The sequence below is a fragment of the Anaerotignum lactatifermentans DSM 14214 genome (assembly GCF_900142265.1).
GTDB classification, from domain to species: Bacteria; Bacillota; Clostridia; order Lachnospirales; family Anaerotignaceae; genus Anaerotignum; species Anaerotignum lactatifermentans.
In genome coordinates this window covers 32,688-48,052 of sequence record NZ_FRAH01000021.1, presented here as the reverse complement: position 1 = coordinate 48,052, position 15,365 = coordinate 32,688, and the positions used below count along the sequence as shown (strand labels likewise).

At 47.7% G+C, this 15,365-nt stretch carries 15 protein-coding genes and 1 other annotated feature; of the genes, 9 read left to right on the top strand and 6 right to left on the bottom strand.

Translation table 11 applies throughout. From position 1 onward, the window contains the following. Together BUB35_RS07460 and BUB35_RS07455 are read left to right on the top strand one after the other, a co-directional pair. On the top strand, positions 1-184 hold a 184-nt coding region (locus BUB35_RS07460; protein ID WP_200777578.1), incomplete at its 5' end, for a transposase. Positions 185-433: 249 nt separating this feature from the next. Continuing rightward, positions 434-1,354: a stalk domain-containing protein gene (locus BUB35_RS07455; RefSeq protein WP_072850569.1), complete on the top strand. Its 921-nt coding sequence runs from the start codon at positions 434-436 to the stop codon at positions 1,352-1,354. Positions 1,355-1,709: 355 nt separating this feature from the next. Here the strand turns inward: BUB35_RS07455 and BUB35_RS07450 are convergent, their stop codons facing one another. The 3 genes from BUB35_RS07450 to metG form a co-directional block, all read right to left on the bottom strand. Beyond that, a complete protein-coding gene (locus BUB35_RS07450; protein WP_072850567.1) occupies positions 1,710-2,501 on the bottom strand; it encodes a G5 and 3D domain-containing protein in 792 nt (263 codons plus the stop codon). Between the two features lie 357 nt (positions 2,502-2,858). Then, positions 2,859-3,614, bottom strand: coding sequence for a TatD family hydrolase (locus BUB35_RS07445; RefSeq protein WP_072850565.1), 756 nt, complete (start codon positions 3,612-3,614; stop codon positions 2,859-2,861). After that, positions 3,614-5,593, bottom strand: a complete 1,980-nt coding sequence (metG, locus tag BUB35_RS07440) for a methionine--tRNA ligase (protein WP_072850563.1) — start codon at positions 5,591-5,593, stop codon at positions 3,614-3,616. The genes BUB35_RS07445 and metG overlap by 1 nt, the downstream gene beginning before the upstream one ends. Before the next feature lie 71 nt (positions 5,594-5,664). Then, positions 5,665-5,902: a binding site (T-box leader), on the bottom strand. Between the two features lie 162 nt (positions 5,903-6,064). Here metG and BUB35_RS07435 point away from each other — a divergent pair. Further along, positions 6,065-6,298 (top strand): hypothetical protein, encoded by a 234-nt coding sequence (locus BUB35_RS07435; RefSeq protein ID WP_072850560.1) that lies wholly within the window; start codon positions 6,065-6,067, stop codon positions 6,296-6,298. A 488-nt stretch (positions 6,299-6,786) separates the two neighbouring features. On the opposite strand, the gene BUB35_RS07425 is transcribed toward BUB35_RS07435, so the two are convergent. Beyond that, positions 6,787-7,902, bottom strand: coding sequence for an aminopeptidase (locus tag BUB35_RS07425; protein ID WP_072850556.1), 1,116 nt, complete (start codon positions 7,900-7,902; stop codon positions 6,787-6,789). A gap of 143 nt (positions 7,903-8,045) precedes the next feature. On the opposite strand from BUB35_RS07425, the gene BUB35_RS07420 reads away from it, so the two are divergent. The 5 genes from BUB35_RS07420 to BUB35_RS07400 all read left to right on the top strand — a co-directional run bounded on the left by BUB35_RS07420 (position 8,046) and on the right by BUB35_RS07400 (position 11,178). Further along, positions 8,046-8,393, top strand: a complete 348-nt coding sequence (locus BUB35_RS07420; protein WP_072850554.1) for a NifB/NifX family molybdenum-iron cluster-binding protein — start codon at positions 8,046-8,048, stop codon at positions 8,391-8,393. Between the two features lie 9 nt (positions 8,394-8,402). Beyond that, entirely contained in the window at positions 8,403-8,912 is a 510-nt protein-coding gene (locus BUB35_RS07415; RefSeq protein WP_072850552.1) for a YqeG family HAD IIIA-type phosphatase, read from the top strand. Positions 8,913-9,073: 161 nt separating this feature from the next. Next, positions 9,074-9,637, top strand: coding sequence for an elongation factor P (gene efp / locus BUB35_RS07410; RefSeq protein WP_072850550.1), 564 nt, complete (start codon positions 9,074-9,076; stop codon positions 9,635-9,637). A 36-nt stretch (positions 9,638-9,673) separates the two neighbouring features. Further along, the gene (locus BUB35_RS07405; RefSeq protein WP_022255378.1) at positions 9,674-10,021 is read left to right on the top strand and encodes a CD1247 N-terminal domain-containing protein; all 348 of its coding nucleotides are present in this window, start codon (positions 9,674-9,676) and stop codon (positions 10,019-10,021) included. A gap of 224 nt (positions 10,022-10,245) precedes the next feature. After that, complete coding sequence (locus BUB35_RS07400; RefSeq protein ID WP_159432874.1) at positions 10,246-11,178, top strand: cation efflux transmembrane domain-containing protein; 933 nt, start codon at positions 10,246-10,248, stop codon at positions 11,176-11,178. Positions 11,179-11,225: 47 nt separating this feature from the next. On the opposite strand, the gene BUB35_RS07395 is transcribed toward BUB35_RS07400, so the two are convergent. Then, complete coding sequence (locus tag BUB35_RS07395; protein ID WP_072850548.1) at positions 11,226-12,815, bottom strand: potassium/proton antiporter; 1,590 nt, start codon at positions 12,813-12,815, stop codon at positions 11,226-11,228. A gap of 221 nt (positions 12,816-13,036) precedes the next feature. Here BUB35_RS07395 and BUB35_RS07390 point away from each other — a divergent pair, with 221 nt between their 5' ends. Beyond that, a complete protein-coding gene (locus BUB35_RS07390) occupies positions 13,037-13,468 on the top strand; it encodes an acyl-CoA thioesterase (protein ID WP_072850546.1) in 432 nt (143 codons plus the stop codon). A gap of 71 nt (positions 13,469-13,539) precedes the next feature. On the opposite strand, the gene BUB35_RS07385 is transcribed toward BUB35_RS07390, so the two are convergent. Next, entirely contained in the window at positions 13,540-15,189 is a 1,650-nt protein-coding gene (locus BUB35_RS07385; RefSeq protein WP_072850544.1) for a SulP family inorganic anion transporter, read from the bottom strand. Between the last annotated feature and the right edge of the window lie 176 nt (positions 15,190-15,365).

The window sequence follows — 15,365 nt, the reverse complement described above, 5'->3', positions numbered from 1 at the left end:
AAACTTAAAGTACAAGTATGGAAATCGACATTTTTGGTGTAGAGGATATTTTGTAGATACAGTAGGCAGATATGAAACGGCAATAAAAGAATACATCAAAAATCAGCTGGAAGATGATATTATGAATGATCAAATAAGTTTAAAGGAATTTACAGACCCGTTCACGGGTGAGCCGGTGAAATAAGGCATAAAAAGTGCCCCCGAGTAGGGGGCAGCCAGAGTTAAAAGTGTGGTTGCCAGACTATTCAATGCCCCCTTTAGGGGGCTACCACAAGAGATAGACCCTTATAGGGTCTGATCAAACCACCCGTTCAACGGGTGGTTTTGATTATGGGGAGGAAAAATGTTCTTGTAGGGGAACACCTTCCTTGTTATAATGGGCTTGTATCTGTGTGGATACAAAAAAATGTTTATGTATTAGGAGGGGTTATTTATGAAAAAAAGAAGTATGAGGGTGCTGGCTGCGGCACTAGTGCTGACCATGGCACTGCCTGTGACAGCTTTCGGGGCAGAAACCGTGCAGGTGGACGGCTATGACAGAATGGAAGGGGAAGCGGCTGAATATCAGTTCAGCATCTCCAACGTGACAGGCAAGACCACTGTGGCTGGAAAGGAAGCCTATGTGTGTCAGGCACCTGTGAAAGTCAGTTCTGTGGACGAGCTGCAGACTTTTGAAGTGACAAAGTATCTCAGTGCCGGAAACGCGCTGGCTGCCCAGGGGGTCATGCTTCCTGATGGTTACACACAGGAAAGCTGGGACGCTCTCCATTTTGAAAGCGAGGGGGATGCTGGCGTGCAAGTTGGCACCACTTATACCATCAATGAACCCGGCATTTATCGTGCCCTTGGCATGTATCCTGCCATTGCAGGCGGCGCGGAAGTATATCTGGTGGTGGAAGGCAATGGACAGACAGCGGCAAGCCTCACAAAGCCCCAGTATACCACAGCTGTGCCCAGTACAGCCAAAGTGCTGGTAAATGGCAAGAAAGTGGCTTTTGACGCTTATACCATCGGCGGCAATACATATTTCAAACTGCGTGACGTAGCGGCAGCTGTCAATGGCACAGCGAAGAGCTTTAATGTGACTTGGGATGCAAATGCCAAAGCCATCAGTTTGCAGGGCGGCACAGCTTACGTGGCAGTAGGCGGCGAACTGGCAGCAGGGGACGGCACCGCAAAACAGGCATTACCTTCCGCTGCACCTGTGTACAGAGGATGGATGGAATACGCAATGCCTGCTTACACCATCAATGGCAGCACATATTTCAAACTGCGTGACCTGTGCAGCTTGATGGATATTGCTGTAGGCTGGGACGATGCTACAAAGACCATCACTGTAGATAGTACAAAATAAGGAAATCCAGAAGGAACATGGAAAATCCATGCTCCTTTTTCTATGGAAAAAAGCGTAAAGGGGATACCCTAGCTTGAAAACGTCAAAAAGGGGGCTCTCAGAGGACTTTTTCTTTTTTATGGGGAAAGTTTCGTGGAAGGGGGAAAAACGTCTAAGAGGGGCTTATAATGGAAAATAGATGTATACAAGATACAAAAGTCTGTGGAGAAAGGGATTTTTGTGGAAAAAGGGGCTGTTTTTCTTGGGGAAGGGGATTTTGAAGGGGAGAAGAAAGACAAAAAGAAAAGCGCCCGATCTCTCGGACGCTGTTGCTATTTTTTGTGGTATATGATGTTTGATTTTATATGAATGGGTCTTATTCCAGAACGTATACAGTTACGTTTCTAACGCCCCAGCTGTATGCTTCGGAAACGCTGTCCACACATACATCCAGTCTGCCGCCTTTGATGGCGCCGCCAGTGTCTGCGGCAATGGCTACGCCGTAACCGGGCACGTATACTTTGGAGCCCAGAGGGATTACTTTAGGGTCAACGGCTACTACGCCTCTGCCGGCTTTCATGCCGGTGGCTGTAACGCCGGTGCAGCCTGCGTCATAAGGTGTGTAGGCTGTTGCTTTTACATTGATTGCTTTGGAGTAGGTATAACCATTGATGACATTTTCGGGACCTACTTCCACGATTTTATCTACGGGTTCGGTAACAACCTTTTCTTCTACGAAAACGGTTTCTACCAGTTCTGTGCCGTGATAGATTTCTTTGTTGATAACAGTTGCGGTGCCGTTGACACCTTCCTGTACCACGCGGGATTCACCGCTTTTCAGATTGTTGTTTGTGCGTTCTACTGTTTCGTAGGGCACTGTTTTTGTTGTGGAAACTGTTTTTTCAGTCACGGATGTGAGAGTCAGCTCCATATCGTCTACCAGTACATCGCTTTCATCTGCGTTTGTTACGATGTATTCTGTTTCCACGTTTTCCGCAAGGTCAGCCATCAGTTCACCGACCGTCGTCTTATCTGTTGTCACCATGCGGGGGACACCGTCCATATCCAGTAATACGGACTGTGTGTTTTTGTCATAAGCGGACGCTGTGCCGCAGCCGATTGCTAAAATAGATACCACGATAGCAAATACTCTAAGATGTTTTTTCATTGTTTTCCTCCTTGAACGTTGGTTCCTTTTTTCTGTACCACTCTTTTTTGTGGGTAAAAATGAGTGGGAGCCGAAAAGGATTGGGGTTGACGGTTCGGAAAAAATTCTGCGTCTTTTCTCCAAGGCCGCCTGGCGTTCCTCTCGTATTCAGATGATAGACATTAGATTTTATGCCTTTCCCGAAAGACCTTAGGGGTCATTCGGTATCGCAGTCGTAAGGGATGGAAGTCGTCACTTCTATCGATAAATTTCGTTAAATTCACAACTGCAAAAAATGAAGATATACCATAACGATATACCTTCATTTTTATTACGTTGCTTATATTAACATATTTGTAACATTTATGCAACCCTTTTTTAAAAAAAGAGCGATTTTGCGTTATCAAACGTAATTTTTGCGACATCTTCCGGTGACAATTTCTTAATTTCCGCAATCTTTTCGACAACAAATTGTAAATTTCTGGAGTCGTTACGTTTGCCGCGGTTGGGGTTGGGTGCCAGATAAGGGCTGTCTGTTTCGATGAGAATTTTTTCCATGGGGATTTTATCCACCACTTCTACCAGTTTTTTGGCGTTTGAGAAGGTCACTACCCCCCCAACACCGATAAAAAAGCCCATATTGACATAATCTTGCGCCATTTGCCATGCACCGGAGTAACAGTGGATGACACCCCGGCGGATGGGGCTGCTTTTGATGATGTCAAAGGTCTCCTGAGAAGCATCTCTGGAGTGAATTATTACAGGTTTGTTAACAGATTCTGCAAGGCGTAATTGCTGGCGGAACCAGAACTGCTGCAGTTCTCTGGGACTGAAATCGTAATAATAATCCAGACCGATTTCGCCGATAGCAACCACCTTTTCATGAGCCGCAAGGCGGCGGAGTTCTTCGATGGTCTGAGAGGTCATTTCGCTGACTTCGTGAGGGTGTACGCCGACGGATGCGTAAATGTAGTCATATTTTTCAGCCAGACGGATGCTTTCCTGAGAGCTTTTCAGGTCGCAGCCAATATTGACTACATGGTCAATACCGCAAGAGGGGAGAAGCTCTAAGAGCTTCTCCCTGTCTTCACGAAAGCGTTTATCGTCATAATGTGCGTGAGATTCGAAATACATCAGCTGATGCTGCTCCCGCTTGCAAAGTCTTTGTCGTCTGTTGTCAGAACGCTCAGTTTGCCGTCTCCGTCTTCGGCACACAGAATCATTCCGTAAGACATTTCACCCATCATTTTTCTGGGTTTCAGGTTATAAGCAACGACAACGCGTTTGCCTACCAGTTCGCCGGGGGCATAAGCGTCTTTGATGCCGGAGAAGATAACTCTTTCTTCGTCACCGATTTTGATGACGTTGCGCAGCAGTTTTTTGGAGCCTTCTACTTCTTTGCTTTCCAGCACTTCGCCTACTTTCAGCTGTACTTTGCAGAAGTCTTCAATGGTGATTTCTGCAGGGTATTCGCTTTCCGCTTCTGCTTTCTTTTCCGCTTCTTTTTTCTGCTGGTTTGCAACGGATGTTGCCTGAGAAGCTTTGATGGCTGCTTCCAGTTCTGCCAGTTCTTTCTTCATATCAATTCTAGGGAACAGTGTTTCGCCTTTCTGTACTTTCAGTTCAGCAGGCAGTACGCCCCATGTCTTTGTGCTGTCCCAAGCAGTTGCGTCGCCTTCTGTGATGTTGTACTGTGCCCAGATTTTTGCAGGTGTGTTGGGCATGAAAGGCTGAATCAGGATGGAAACGATACGGATGCTTTCTGCAACGTTGTACAGCGCGTTTGCCAGTTCCGCTTTCTTTGCTTCGTCTTTGCACAGAATCCAAGGCTGTGTTTCGTCGATATATTTGTTTGTACGGCGAACCAGATTCCAGATTTCTACCAGAGCGTCGCTGAAGAACATTTTTTCCATAGCGTTTTCCACTTTTTCTGTGGTAGCCAGTGCAACAGCTTTCAGGTCTTCGTCAAAAGGTGTTGCAGTGCGGTCTGCGGGCAGTGTGCCACCGAAATATTTGTCAATCATACCAACGGTTCTGGAAACCAGGTTGCCCAGGTCGTTTGCCAGGTCGGAGTTGATACGCTGAATCAGAGCTTCGTTGTTGAAGTTGCCGTCCTGACCGAATGCGATTTCACGGAGCAGGAAATAACGGATAGCGTCTACGCCGTATTTGTCAACCAGTACGTTAGGGTCTACAACGTTACCAACGGATTTGGACATTTTGCCGCCGTTGATAACCAGCCAGCCGTGACCAAAGATCTGTTTAGGCAGAGGCAGATTCAGAGCCATCAGCATTGCAGGCCAGATGATAGCGTGGAAACGTACGATTTCTTTCCCTACAACGTGTACGTCAGCAGGCCAGAATTTCTTGAACAGGCTGTCATCTTCTGTGCCGTAACCCAGAGCAGTGATATAGTTGGACAGCGCGTCTACCCAAACGTATACGATGTGTCCGGGGTCAAATTCTACAGGTACGCCCCATTTGAAGGAGGTACGGGAAACAGCCAGATCTTCCAGACCGGGTTTCAGGAAGTTGTTGATCATTTCGTTCTGGCGTGTGTTGGGCTGCAGGAATTCGGGATTTTCTTCCATGTATTTGATGATTCTGTCCTGATATTTGGAAAGACGGAAGAAATAGCTTTCTTCTTTCAAGAGTTCCACATCACGGCCGCAGTCGGGGCATTTGCCGTCTACCAGCTGATGTTCTGTGAAGAAGGATTCGCAAGGTGTGCAGTACCAGCCTTCATAGGAGCTTTTGTAGATGTCGCCCTGATCGTAGAGCTGTTTGAAGATTTTCTGAACGGTTTTTACATGGTAATCGTCTGTGGTACGGATGAATTTATCATAGGAGATGCAGAGTGTGCTCCACAGTTCCTTGATGCCTTTGACGATTTTGTCGGTGTATTCCTTGGGTGTCATGCCCTGACCGTTGGCGATACGTTCGATTTTTTGACCGTGTTCGTCGGTACCTGTCAGGAACATAACGTCGTAGCCACGCAGTCTTTTGTAACGTGCCATGGTGTCTGTTGCAACGGTACAGTAGGAATGACCGATATGCAGCTTATCACTGGGGTAGTAAATGGGTGTGGTGATATAAAATTTTTCTTTTGCCACAAATATCTCTCCTTTTCAATGGTTTTCTACAAAAATGGAAGATGGCACACAATAAAAAAACCGCCCTTTCTGCAAAGGACGGAAGTGACCGTGTTACCACCTTAGTTTATCTTTTTTTCACAAAAAAGACCTCAGCAGGTACAAAACATACCCTCACGCAGTAACGGGCGCAACCCGTCGCAGCCTATGCCTAAGCAGTCGGTGCGAAGCTCCAAGGCCATGTTCAGCGTCATTCCTGCGCCCCTTTTCAGCTTGCCGGGGCTCTCTGTGGCATTTTGTGCCGCCTACTCTCCTTTTCATTGCTGTTGTCCCTTGCATTTTACTATATTTTGGGCTTTTCTGTCAACGGATATACAGGCAAAAGGAGAAATAAATGGTTTTTGTGGAAAAAAATTATGCCACAGGATTGTGGCATTTTCCCATGAAAGGGAAAAAGGTGTGATACCATGGGCAAAAGGAGGGGAGAAAATCATGGAAAAGCCATTGGATGTATTGCAGGATTTATACCAGAAAACAGACCTGGTGCGAAGCATCCTTTCCCTTTTGCTGGATGCCATGACAGCAGGCTGTGACCCATGGAAAACGCCTTATGTGGTGACAATATCCCACATGGCGGAGATGGTGGAGGAAATACAGACGGAACTTTTGGCAGCAACGGAGGAACTGTTTCGGGAGAGGCGAAAGGCGCAGAAAACGGATATCTAAAGCAACTTCCCCTCAAGAAAACATTGGTTTTCTTTTTTCTTGATTTCTTAAGGGGAATTGCGATGGCTGTTTTCATAAGAAAACATATCCATTATAAACTAGTAAAAATAAGAAAGCTGAAATCCTTCATATATGAAAAGGATTTCAGCTTTCTTTGTTTTCTTATGAAGATGCCCCTAAGGGCTAGTGTCCTTCGGAGAGGTACTTTTGGCGCAAAAGTACCCAAAACTTGGGGACCTTTCCCATGGTCCCCAAACCCCCGCAGGCGACCAAAGGGAAAGATTTTCCCTTTGGAAACCTTTTCGCCAGTCCGGTGCGGATTGGGAGAGTCGGAAACGACAACATAGGGATTTTGAAAGGGCAGAATTTGCCCCAAATTTTTCTATTTTCTTCAAAAATATGCGAAAAAAACAGCCTTTCTCAAACAGAAAAAGGCTGTTTCTACTATTATATTATGTTTCTATATTATGTTTCCTGCCGAAACAAAATCACATCAGATTTTCAGGATTCAGGCATTCCAGTTCAGGCAGTACGAAACGTCCATCTTTGCGGATGAGCACATCGTCGAACCAGATTTCGCCGCCGCCGTATTCCGGTGTCATAATCAGCACCAAATCCCAGTGGATAGCGGATTTATTGCCGTTAGGTGCGTCGTCATAGCAGTTGCCGGGAGTGAAGTGGATACTGCCGGCGATTTTTTCGTCAAAGAGGATGTTGTTCATGGGCTTTGTGATATAAGGGTTTACGCCGATGGCAAATTCACCCACATATCTTGCGCCTTCGTCGGTGTTGAAGATGTGTTCCAGACGTTCTTTGTCGTTGCCGTCGCAGTCGATGATTTTCCCGTCTTTGAATGTGAGTTTTACATTTTCGAATGTAAAGCTGTTGTATTCGGAAGGGGTGTTGTAAGTGATGACGCCGTTGATGGAGTCACGAACAGGGGCGGTGTAGATTTCACCGTCGGGAATGTTGCAGGTGCCGGCGCATTTCACAGCGGGAATGTCCTTGATGGAGAATGTCAGGTCGGTGCCTTTTGCCACCAGACGAACTTTGTCTGTGCGGTTCATCAGGTCAACGATGCTGTCCATGGCTTTGGACATTTTGCCGTAGTCCAGATTGCATACATTGAAGTAGAAATCTTCAAAGTCTTCCAGACTGGTGTGTGCGGACTGTGCCATGCCGTTTGTGGGGTAGCGCAGTACCACCCATTTTGTATGGGGCACACGGATTTCATGGTGAACAGGGGCAGAGTAATATTTTTCGTAAATGCTCTGTTTTTCGTTGGGCACGTCTGCCTGTTCGGTGATGTTATCCTCACCGCGGACACCGATGAACGCGTCCATTTCGTTCATGAGCAGGCTGTCTGCCTTTGCCATGAGTTCCATCTGTTCTTTTGTGGCGCCCAGCAGCAGTTCACGTTCCAGAGAGTTTGTCATCAGCTGCAAAAAGGGTGTCGCGCCGATTTTGTATACTTCTTTGATGATGGCTTTTACCAGCGGCGCCGGATGGATGCCGTTCTGGTGAATCATGACTTTTTCGCCTTTTTGCAGGCCGCAGGAATTATGCACCAGATTATAAGCCAATTGTTCGATTCTAGGGTCCATATTTCAATCTCCTTTCGATGTAACCTTCTGTATTCGTTCCTATTTTACCCTTTTTCGGTGAAATACGCAAAAAAAATTTCGGGAAAATTTGACACGCCCCCAAAGGATGGATACAATAGGACAAAGAAAGGAAGGTGTGGGCCATGCGGGTTGCCATTCCCACAAAGGACGGGGAGATTTTTCTCCGGTACAGCGAAACGAAAGAATTTACGGTCTATGATGTGGAAATCGAACTGGTGAAGGCAAAAGAAGTGGTGCCCTTGGGGGATAAGACCATTGCGGAGTTTCTCACGGAACAGGACATCAATGTGGTGCTCTGCGCCAATATCCGGTCCGCAGGCAGAACCCTGCTCCGCACCAAGCGCATTGAACTGATTTACGGCGTGACGGGAAACGCCGACGAAGCCATGATCCGTTATCTCAGCGGGGAGCAGCTGGGAACGGTGGAGGAAAACGCTTTGCTGCGTATTGAACTGGACGAGAGGATATAAGGAGGCAATATGATACTGGAACGTTTTTTCCCTGATTTATACATTCAGTCCATTTATGACCTGCCTTTGGCGGAGCTGAAGGAAATGGGCATACGGGGACTGGTATTCGACATCGACAACACGGTGGCGCCCTTTGATGTGGCAGACCCGGATGAAAAGCTCATTGACTTTTTTGCCCAGATGCAGGACATGGGTTTCCGCCTGTGCATCCTGTCCAATAACAACAAAGAGAGGGTACATCGCTTCAATAAGCCCCTGAAAGCCCTTGCTATCCACAAAGCAGGCAAGCCCAATCCCAGAAAAATGAAACAGGCATTGAAACGACTGGGGCTGGTGCCCCAGGAAGCGGCTATGGTAGGCGATCAGGTATTTACAGATATGTGGTGCGGCCACAGAGGCGGTCTGTACTGCATCATGACAGCGCCCATCTGCGACCGTGACCAGCTCATCACAAAGGTAAAACGCGGGGCAGAGCGGAAAGTCATGCAGGTTTATTTCAAGAGAAATGGCATGATCTGAGCCAAAAAGATGGTTTTTTTCAGATTATGTATTGAAAAAACATTGATTTTCCATTAAAATATAATAGGATATGCTTATTTTTAGAATAAGAAATATAGTATAATTTTTAAAAGCAGCGGGAATTTTTTTCCGTAAGATGAAATTTGAGGAGGAAATGAAACATGATTTCTGCAGGTGAACTTAGAAACGGCGTAACCATGGAATACGAAGGCGAAATTTACAGCGTACTGGAATTCCAGCATGTAAAACCCGGTAAAGGTGCGGCTTTCGTTCGTACAAGACTGAAAAACATCAAAACAGGCGCAGTAGTGGAAAAAACATTCCGTCCTACTGAAAAAATGTCCAAAGCACACATCGACAGAATGGATATGCAGTACCTGTACAACGACGGTGAACTGTATCACTTCATGAACAACGAAACATTCGACCAGATCGCTCTGAACGCTTATGACGTTGGCGATTCCCTGAAATTTGTAAAAGAAAACGAAAACGTAAAACTGCTGGCTCATGACGGCAACGTATTCGGTATCGAACCCCCTCTGTTCGTTGAACTGGAAATCACAGACACAGAACCCGGTTTCGCAGGCAACACAGCACAGGGCGCTACAAAACCCGCTATCGTTGAAACAGGCGCATCCGTTCAGGTACCTCTGTTCATCAACCAGGGTGAAATCATCAAAATCGACACTCGTACAGGCGAATACCTGAGCAGAGTAAACAACTAATCTTTTTTCCAATCTTTCGGAAGGAGGCAGTGATAAATGGAATATTTCGATAAGAAAATCACATATCTGAGAGGGCTTTGCGACGGCAGCGGGTTTGATCCCGACACCAAAGAAGGCAAGATTTTCCATGGCATCATGGATATTCTGGAAGATATGGCATTTATGCTGGAAACCTTCCTGGACGATGAAGAACTGGAAGAAATGGAACTGGATGAAGAAGAAACGGAAGAACCCGTGTACTTCTATTCCTTCATCTGCCCCAACTGCGGCGAGGAAATCGACGTGGATGAGGAAACCATGGAAACCCAGAAGGAAATTGCCTGTCCTGCTTGCGGCAACAGCATCCCCATGGGCACTATGGATATCGATGAATTAAAGTTTTAAAATGCGACGAAAAAAGAGAGAATCCATATTCTCTCTTTTTTTTATATGATAAATCAGAAGCAGAAATCAAAAGAAAGGGGTTTGGGACAACAATATATCTTCCTTAGCCGCAAAAAAGCGAGAGAAAACCATTTGGAAGAACATCACGGGGGCAGCGGTCTGCCGCAGATGGGACGGTGATGGTTTTCAAAAACAGCAAGCGTCTTTATAAGGAGTGAATGAAAATGGAACAAACCCAAGGGGCAGTGATGCCCAAAAGGTCGAGAAATCAAGAATTGCAGACGGAAAAACGGATTTTGCAGCTCTCTGTCTTTGCAGACGTGTGTTTTGTGGCGGCAGAGCTGTTGTTTGCTTTTGCCAGCCATTCCCAGTCGGTACTCATGGATGCCGCCTATGATGGGGCGGAAATGCTCATGATGGCAGCGGCTGTCTGCTTGACACCTCTTTTTTACAGACCGATTTCAGAGAAATATCCCTTTGGCTATGCCCAGGTGGAATCTGTATTTACAGCAGTGAAGTCTGCCATGATGCTTTCCGTTATGGCAGGATTGACAGTGAATGTTATCCAGACCATGCTTTCCGGCGGCGCTCATGTGGCATATGGTGCCGTATCCATGTTCCAGCTACTGCTGGGGTTGGTGAGCCTTTGTATTCTGGGTGTTATGTATGTGGGTGCCAGAAAAGTGGCTTCTCCCATATTGCAGACAGAATGGATGGCGTGGCGGCTGGATGTCCTTTACAGCATGGGTATGGCGGCGGCATTCTTTGGCGCAAAGGTACTGAAGGATACCAGCCTTGCGTGGATGGCGCCCTACGTGGACCAGGTGGTGGCACTGCTGGTGGTGGCTTTCGCACTGCCGGGGGCAGCCAAGATGTTTTTTGGCGCCGTGAAAGATATTTTCCTTTTTGCGCCTGATGAAAAAGTACTGGAGCAGGTCAAGGGGATTTGTGAGCCTCTTTTGCAGGCATATGGATTTGAGCCTGTGTTTTATGATGTGACCCGCACGGGACGCAGAATGTGGGTTTCTGTATATTTCCACACGGAAGGGGATGTGCTTTCTCTGGATTGTATGCGACAGGCATCCAAGGAGGCGCAGAAGCATCTGTGTGAAAAATGGGATTACTGCGTTTGCGAACTGGTGCCGGAACAGGCATGATATAGATAAAAAAAGCTGATTCTCTTTGAGAATCAGCTTTTTTGGTATCAGAATCTGGCAATGACCAGGGTATCTTCCCCATGAATGACCGTATTGCCATCGGGAATGACAGTGCCCTTTTCATTTTGTATCATGACGATAAGGGTGCCTTTGGGCAGGGACAGTTCCCGCAGGGATTTGTCTTTCCATTTATGGGTCTTGTCAATGGAAACTTCGTAGAGAGTCAGGTTTTCCCGGTCTTCGAATTCATGTCCTGCCAGTACCAGCAGGTCGCCTGCCTGCAGGACGGTGGAGCCATTGGGCACCAGAGAAACACCATTTCGCAGGATCAGGGTCACCAGCAGTTCCGGCGGCAGGGGGACATCCTTCAGGGAATGGTCTACCCATGGATGATGAGGGCTGATGGAAATCTTGGAAAAGGTGATGTCGCTTTCTACCTGATAGTCATTGAATGTGCGGCGGACGTCGGCTTTCTCGTCGATCATGTTCAGTTTATGTGCCATAGGTGCCAGCAAAGTGCCTTGCAGAGAAATGGAAAGGAGCACGATGCAGAACACCAGGTTGAACAGATTGTATTCCATAGGCGCACCGCTGAGGACTGCCTGAATGGCAAACACAATGGAAGCGGCTCCCCGCAGCCCAGACCAGGAAACCAGACCAATCTGTTCTTTGGAAGAACGGAAGGGCGCAAGCACCGCAGTTACGGAAAGGGGTCTTGCCACAAGGGTCAAAAACGCCATGATAAGCACAGAGGGCAGGAACACCGCAGGCAGCTGAGAAGGCGTCACCAGCAGTCCCAACAGGAAGAAGATGACCATTTGGGCAATGCCTGTCAATACGTCGAATGTCAGCACCAGATCGCGTTTATGGGGCAGATAGGAGTTCCCCATGACGATGCCGCAAAGATATACGCTCAGATACCCATTGCCGCCCAGAGCGGAAGGCAGAGCATAAGTCAGCGCGGAAACAGCCAGAAGGAATATGGTATTCCCCTGGTCGATGTAGAAATTGCAGCGGTTCAGCACAAAAACAGCGCCTTTTCCCAACAGCAGACCCAAAATGCTGCCAATGGCAAGCTGACGCAGCACCAACAAAGGCACAGATACCTGATCCCCTGTGAGTATGGTGATCCACAGCAATGTCAGCATATAGGACATGGGGTCATTGGAACCGGACTCCATTTCCAGCATGGAAGCGGTGTGGTCTTTCAGATTCAGCTTTTTGGAACGGAGAATGCTGAATACGGAAGCGGCGTCTGTAGACGAAATGACAGAGCCGATGAGCATGCTTTCTGCCCAGGGAAGATGCAGGACGAAGTGAGCAAAGACGCCTACCAGTCCAGCGGTGAACAGTACGCCCAGGGTGGAAAGCAATGTGGATTTGACGGCAACGGAACGGGCTTCTTCAAAGTTGGTGCCGAAGCCGCCGTAAAACATGATAAAAATCAAGCTGACGGAACAGATGACTTCTGAAATATGGTAATTGTTAAAAGAAATATGCAGTATGCCATCAACGCCGAAGCACATGCCAAGAGCCAGAAACGCCAACAGGGACGGCACCCCTAGGCGAAAGGTCAGACGATGCACCAGAATGCAGATGATGATGACAATGCCTGTCAGCAATAAAATTTCGTTCAATGGACATTCCTCCTGTTCTGCCTGCCGGCGGCATAAGTTTCTATTCTAAGTTTAGTGGGAAACGGCATGTTTTGGCAACGATTTTTTCAGATTTGTAAAATTTTGGCAAAGCAGGCAGCCCTTTTGCGGAAAAATTATGTCAATATGCAGAAGTGGGAAGGAATCGCAGCACCGGCGGCGAATACAAAAAAAGGAAACCATTTGAAGAAAGAAGGCGAATTATGGAACCATATTTGCATAAAGTACAGTATTACGAAACAGACAAAATGGGCATTGCCCATCATTCCAATTACATCCGCTGGATGGAAGAAGCCCGGGTGGATTTTCTGGAGAAAATCGGCTGGGGTTTTGACCGTCTGGAAGCGGAGGGCATTGTTTCCCCTGTGGTAGGGGTACATGGACGATACAAAAAAAGCTGCACATTTGCCGATGTGCTGGAAATCACCGTAAAGGTGCAGAAATACAACGGCATGATGATGCATCTGGCATACGAAATGAAGCTGGCAGGAAGCGAACAGGTGCTCTTTACAGGCGTTTCTGAACACTGCTTCTTAGACCAGGCAGGCAAGCCTCTGCGGCTGAAACAGAAATGGCAGGAGCTGGATGAAATCCTGAAAAACTGCGTAGTGGAATACGAGGCGGAAAAAGCATAAGAAAAAAGGCTGGAATCCTTGGTATGGTAAGGATTTCAGCCTTTTTTGTTTTCTTATGAAACTGCGTTTTTTCAGTCCTGACGGCAGGGAGGCAGGGGACGGTTTGTCAGCAGGGCACGTTCTACGCTCCAGTAGAAGTTTTCTTTGCCTACATATTCGTCCAGGTCTGTTCTGCGCATCATTTCCATGGCACGGGAGGGCAGACCGCAGAGAACCACGTCTACGCCTTTCATCCGCAGGTTTCCGATGAGGGTGCGGAGGGTCTGGGCACAGGAAATGTCAATGTTGGATACACCACGCATGGACAAGAGCAGTGTGTCGCAGTCGCCGATTTTTGTGGAGATATCTGCCACGTTCTGGGTGTTGGCAAAAATCATAGGACCGGTGATGTAAGCCACCATGGCGTTATTGTAACGATTCCGCAGGGCAGGATCTGTCACACGCAGACGTTCCATGTCTACCTTTTCGTAGTTGATTTCGATGAAGGACAGACGGGACACCAGGAAGATCAGACCGATGACAACGCCTACCAGAATGGCAATGGTCAGGTCAAATACGATGGTAGCAATCATAGTAGCCAGAAATTCCAGCATAGCCCCTTTGAATTTATGAGAGAACATATACAGGATGGAGTTCCATTCGTTCATGCGCCATGCAGTGACCATGAGGACACCGGCAAGGGCTGCCATGGGAATCTGGCTCATGACGGGAGCCAACAGGAACATGGAAATCAAAAGCCCTACGGCGTGGAACATACCCGTCAAACGTGTTTTTGCGCCGGAACGGATGGCAACGCTGGTACGGGCAATGGCTGCTGTGGCAGGGATGCCGCCGAAGAAAGGCAGCAGGATATTGCCCACGCCCTGGGCGATAAGCTCCTGATTGCTTTTCAGTCGAACACCTGTCATCTGACCTGCGCTGGCACCGCAGAGCAAACTTTCAATCATGCCCAGAATGGCAATACTGAAAGCAGGCATAATGAGGTTTGTGACGGTGGTCAAATCCAGTGCGGAAAAGAGCAGTCGTTTTTCCGGGAAAAGGGTCTGGGGAATGGTGCCAACGGTGGGCACCTCCAAACCAACGAAAATGGAAAAGGCAGTGGTGAGAATGATGCTCACCAGAGATGCAGGAACCACAGCATTCCATTTTTTCGGGAAGAACACCATAAACAGCACCACAAAGAGACCAATGCCTACGGAAGTCAGATTGGGATGGAAGCCCAGTGTGCCGTAGCTTGCCAGTTTGGCAATGGTGGAGGCGCCTTCGCTGTGGGTGCCGAAGAAGTTGTCAATTTGCCCCAGAGCAATGACGATGGCAATACCGGAGGTAAAGCCTGTGATAACGGGGGCAGGTATGAAAGAGGTCAGTTTCCCAAGACGGAGGATGCCCGCCAGAAGCAGCAGGATACCAGCCAGCAGTGTGGCAATGAATACGCCGTCCAGACCATAGCCTGCCACCAGTGATGTGAGGATGGCTGCCATAGCCCCTGTTGGACCGGAAATCTGATAATATCCCCCAGCCAGTAAGCTCATGACCAGACCGGCAATGATGGCGGTGATCAGACCAGATGCGGCATCGGCACCGGAACTGACACCGAATGCCAGTGCCAGCGGCAGTGCAACGGCGGTGACCGTCAGACCTGCCATCAGGTCTTTCATCAGTGCGGCGGAATTGTATCCCCGAAACTCGTGCTTCAAATCTTCTGCGAACCCTCGCAGCATAGAAAAAACCCCCTTAAATTTTCACATAAATCCATTCAAAAACATAAAAAATGCATCTGCTCCCAGTGTCTCTTGGTCATGACAATCAAAGGGGCACATGCGCTTCCATCATAGCAAAAAGCAGATGGTTTCTCAATGGGTAAATGGAAAAAGCAATGGAAAAAATCACCATGGGT

Coding starts and splice junctions, on each gene's coding strand:
- BUB35_RS07455 (WP_072850569.1), top strand. CDS start 434: ATGAAAAAAAGAAGTATGAGGGTGCTGGCTGCGGCACTAGTGCTGACC.
- BUB35_RS07450 (WP_072850567.1), bottom strand. CDS start 2,501: ATGAAAAAACATCTTAGAGTATTTGCTATCGTGGTATCTATTTTAGCA.
- BUB35_RS07445 (WP_072850565.1), bottom strand. CDS start 3,614: ATGTATTTCGAATCTCACGCACATTATGACGATAAACGCTTTCGTGAA.
- BUB35_RS07435 (WP_072850560.1), top strand. CDS start 6,065: ATGGAAAAGCCATTGGATGTATTGCAGGATTTATACCAGAAAACAGAC.
- BUB35_RS07425 (WP_072850556.1), bottom strand. CDS start 7,902: ATGGACCCTAGAATCGAACAATTGGCTTATAATCTGGTGCATAATTCC.
- BUB35_RS07420 (WP_072850554.1), top strand. CDS start 8,046: ATGCGGGTTGCCATTCCCACAAAGGACGGGGAGATTTTTCTCCGGTAC.
- BUB35_RS07415 (WP_072850552.1), top strand. CDS start 8,403: ATGATACTGGAACGTTTTTTCCCTGATTTATACATTCAGTCCATTTAT.
- efp (WP_072850550.1), top strand. CDS start 9,074: ATGATTTCTGCAGGTGAACTTAGAAACGGCGTAACCATGGAATACGAA.
- BUB35_RS07405 (WP_022255378.1), top strand. CDS start 9,674: ATGGAATATTTCGATAAGAAAATCACATATCTGAGAGGGCTTTGCGAC.
- BUB35_RS07400 (WP_159432874.1), top strand. CDS start 10,246: ATGGAACAAACCCAAGGGGCAGTGATGCCCAAAAGGTCGAGAAATCAA.
- BUB35_RS07390 (WP_072850546.1), top strand. CDS start 13,037: ATGGAACCATATTTGCATAAAGTACAGTATTACGAAACAGACAAAATG.
- BUB35_RS07385 (WP_072850544.1), bottom strand. CDS start 15,189: ATGCTGCGAGGGTTCGCAGAAGATTTGAAGCACGAGTTTCGGGGATAC.